We start from the raw sequence: 3,249 nt of genomic DNA, 5'->3' as shown, positions 1-3,249 counted from the left end.
GGCCGAGGCGCTGGCCGCGCGCATCGCGGCGGGCGAGAGCTTCGAGGCGGCGGGGCTCGCCCCGCGCGAGGCGCGCAACCTCACCCGCCGCGCCTTTGTCGAGGGCACCGGCCCGGGCTTCGTGCGCGCGGTCTTCGAGATGGAAGAGGGCGAGGCCCGCGTGGTGTCGGGCGATGGCTACACCGCCGTGGTCCGGCTCGACGCCGCCCATCCCCCGGCCGAGGACGACGCGGGCGTGACCGCCGAGCGGCAGGCGATCGAGGCGCGGATCGGCACCGGCCTCGCGCAGGACATCTACGCCGCCTACGCCAACGCCGTGCAGGCCCGCACCGAGATCCGCATCGACGATGCCGCCGTCCAGGCGGTCCACTCCTCCTTCAGGTAAGACGCCATGCTCAGCCCCGATTTCGAGACGTTCCGCCAAGGCTTCGAGGCGGGGGAGAACCAGGTGGTCTGGACCCGGCTCGCCGCCGATCTCGACACGCCGGTCTCGTTGATGCTCAAGCTGGCCAACGCCGGAAAGCACGCCTTCATCCTGGAGAGCGTGACGGGGGGCGAGGCGCGCGGGCGCTATTCGATCATCGGCATGAACCCCGACCTGATCTGGGAATGTCGCGGCGAGACGAGCCGCGTCAACCGCGCCGCGCGCTACGACGACGAGGCCTATGAGGAGATCGAGGGCCACCCGCTCGACACGCTGCGCGCCATCCTCGCCGAAAGCCGGATCGACCTGCCCGAGGACCTGCCCGCCGCCTCGGCCGGGCTGTTCGGCTATCTGGGCTACGACATGATCCGGCTGGTGGAAAAGCTGCCGAACGTGAACCCCGACCCGCTCGGCCTGCCCGACGCGGTGATGATGCGCCCCACTGTGGTGGCGGTGCTCGACGGGGTGAAGGGCGAGGTGATCCTCGTCGCCCCCGTCTGGGCCGGGCGGGAGCAATCCGCCCGCGCCGCCTTTGCCCAGGCCGCCGAGCGGGTGACCGAGGCGATGCGCGCGCTCGACCGCCCCGTGCCGCGCGAGGCCCGCGCGCTGCAGGCGCCCGCGCCCCTGTCGGAGCCGGTGTCGAACTTCACCCATGAGGGCTATCTGGCCGCCGTCGAGAAGGCCAAGAAGTACATCCGCGCGGGCGACATCTTTCAGGTCGTCCCGGCCCAGCGCTGGACGCAGGATTTTCCCGAGCCGCCCTTCGCGCTCTATCGCAGCCTGCGGCGCACCAACCCCTCGCCCTTCATGTTCTACTTCAACTTCGGCGGCTACCAGGTCGTCGGCGCCAGCCCCGAGATCCTCGTCCGGGTCATGGGCGGCGAGGTGACGATCCGGCCCATCGCGGGCACCCGGCCGCGCGGCGCCACGCCCGAGGAGGACCGCGCCAACGAGGAGAGCCTTCTGGCCGACGCCAAGGAGCTCTCCGAGCACCTGATGCTGCTAGATCTGGGCCGCAACGACGTGGGCCGGGTGGCGAAGCCCGGCACCGTGCGCCCGACCGAGCGCTTCATCATCGAGCGCTATTCCCACGTCATGCACATCGTGTCGAACGTGGTGGGCGAGCTGTACGAGGGGCAGGACGCGCTCTCGGCGCTTCTGGCGGGGCTGCCGGCGGGGACCGTGTCGGGCGCGCCCAAGGTGCGGGCGATGGAGATCATCGACGAGCTGGAGCCCGAAAAGCGCGGCGTCTATGGCGGGGGCCTGGGCTATTTCAGCGCCGGTGGCGACATGGACATGTGCATCGCGCTGCGCACGGCGGTGGTGCAGGATGGCAAGCTCTACATTCAGGCCGGTGGCGGCGTGGTCCACGACAGCGACCCCGAGGCCGAGTACCAGGAGACGGTGCACAAATCCAACGCGCTCAGGCGCGCGGCGGCGGATGCCGCGATGTTCCGCCCCGAGGGCAACGGCTGAGGCGACAAAGGGCGGGGATCAGCCCGCCCTATTCGCATTCGGCCTTCAGCGGCGGCGCATCATCGCGTCAAGGCTCCACGGCCCGGGGCCCGCGACGAAGATGTAGAGAAACACGAAGCAGTAGAGGATCGCCGCATCGCCGCCGTTGAGCGTCGGATAGAGGCTGCCCGGCGCGTGGAACATCCAGTAGGCCACCGCCATCATGCCCGAGAGCACGAAGGCCACGGGCCGGGTGAAGAGCCCGGCGAGCAGCAGCAGCCCGCCAATGAGCTCCAGCACACCGCCCACACCCATCAGCGAGGCCAAAGGCGGTTGCTGCTCGGTCGGCGGAAAGGCGAAGAGCTTCTGGCTGCCATGCAGCAAAAAAATCAGCGCGCTGACGATGCGCAGCAGGCTGAGCGTTTCGGGCGCGCGGCTGGCAAGCCGGGAGTCGGGGGTATGGGTGGTCATCTGCAAGGGTCCGATCTGAAAGGGGCGATTGTCCCCCGATTGCCGCCTTGCCCCGCCGCCGTCAAATCACCGGGTCTGTGCGCAGGCGCGCACCTGCCTCTGCCGACACTACCGGTTACTTCGCCAGACCCGTGCCCTGCATCTGCAGCAGCGCGCTGAGCGGCGCCGGGGCGACGCCTTCGCGATCCGTGCGGTTGCCCCAGAGCGTCAGCGCGGTGATCGTCTCGGGATTGAGCCGCCCCATCAGCGCCACCGCGCCTTGCTGGCGTGCGCGAAAGGCGGCCTGATCGAGAAAGCGCCGGATGACCCGGTCGTCCTGCCCGACCTGACCCAGGTCGCGGTAGATCTCGACCGCGGGCACGCCCTGCCCGCGCGCCTGACGCAGCGGCGTGGCCAGCCCCTCGGACAGCGCCGCGAGGCCACGCCCGTCCTGCGCCAGACGCTCCAGCGCCCGCGCCGTCACCGCGTTGTCGGAGGTGAGCCCCGCGCCGCCTGCATCGAGCAGCGCCACGGTCTCGGGCAGCGTCTCGAAGGCCGTGTCATAGGCCGTCTCGACATCCGAAGGCGCGGCATTGTCCGGCAGCCGCGCCATGGCGGCGATCTCGTAGCCCGCGGCGCGCCAGCGCGCGGCGCGGTTCCGCGCCTGCGGCATCTCGGGGTCGATCGCGATGGTGACCGGAAAGGGAATGCTGGAGGCGGCGGCAACCGGCGCGTCGATTTTGCCATCGTCGATCAGCACCACCGAAAGGCGCGGCTGGCCGCCATTCGCCGTGTCGGCCGCCGCGAAGCGCAGCAGCGCCGGCGCGTCATCGTCGAACGCGGGGGCGGCCTGCGTTTCGTCCCGTGTCCCGCGGGATGCCCCGGCCCGGCGCACCGCGACGGCATCCTCGTCGAGCCCG

The 3,249-nt window shown here is 70.9% G+C and carries 3 protein-coding genes and 1 pseudogene; 2 read left to right on the top strand and 2 right to left on the bottom strand.

Annotated features, from left to right (window positions below; all coding sequences use genetic code 11):
• Both NHG85_RS09890 and trpE read left to right on the top strand, forming a co-directional pair.
• Positions 1-385: pseudogene (locus tag NHG85_RS09890) on the top strand (peptidylprolyl isomerase); the annotation flags it as partial.
• A gap of 6 nt (positions 386-391) precedes the next feature.
• A complete protein-coding gene (gene trpE, locus NHG85_RS09885) occupies positions 392-1,900 on the top strand; it encodes an anthranilate synthase component I (RefSeq protein ID WP_253331950.1) in 1,509 nt (502 codons plus the stop codon).
• A 45-nt stretch (positions 1,901-1,945) separates the two neighbouring features.
• Here trpE and NHG85_RS09880 read toward each other — a convergent pair whose 3' ends face one another.
• The gene (locus NHG85_RS09880) at positions 1,946-2,350 is read right to left on the bottom strand and encodes a DoxX family protein (protein ID WP_253331948.1); all 405 of its coding nucleotides are present in this window, start codon (positions 2,348-2,350) and stop codon (positions 1,946-1,948) included.
• A 115-nt stretch (positions 2,351-2,465) separates the two neighbouring features.
• Positions 2,466-3,249 (bottom strand): divergent polysaccharide deacetylase family protein (locus tag NHG85_RS09875; protein ID WP_253331946.1); only part of this gene is annotated, 784 nt, incomplete at its 5' end.

It is taken from the genome of Limimaricola litoreus (assembly GCF_024159025.1).
In the GTDB taxonomy this organism is placed as follows: Bacteria; Pseudomonadota; Alphaproteobacteria; order Rhodobacterales; family Rhodobacteraceae; genus Limimaricola; species Limimaricola litoreus.
The sequence above is the reverse complement of the archived record's forward strand: the minus strand, read 5'-3'. Positions and strand labels throughout refer to the sequence as shown.

Excerpts from the sequence above, each read along its gene's own strand:
- trpE (WP_253331950.1), top strand. The coding sequence starts at position 392 with ATGCTCAGCCCCGATTTCGAGACGTTCCGCCAAGGCTTCGAGGCGGGG.
- NHG85_RS09880 (WP_253331948.1), bottom strand. The coding sequence starts at position 2,350 with ATGACCACCCATACCCCCGACTCCCGGCTTGCCAGCCGCGCGCCCGAA.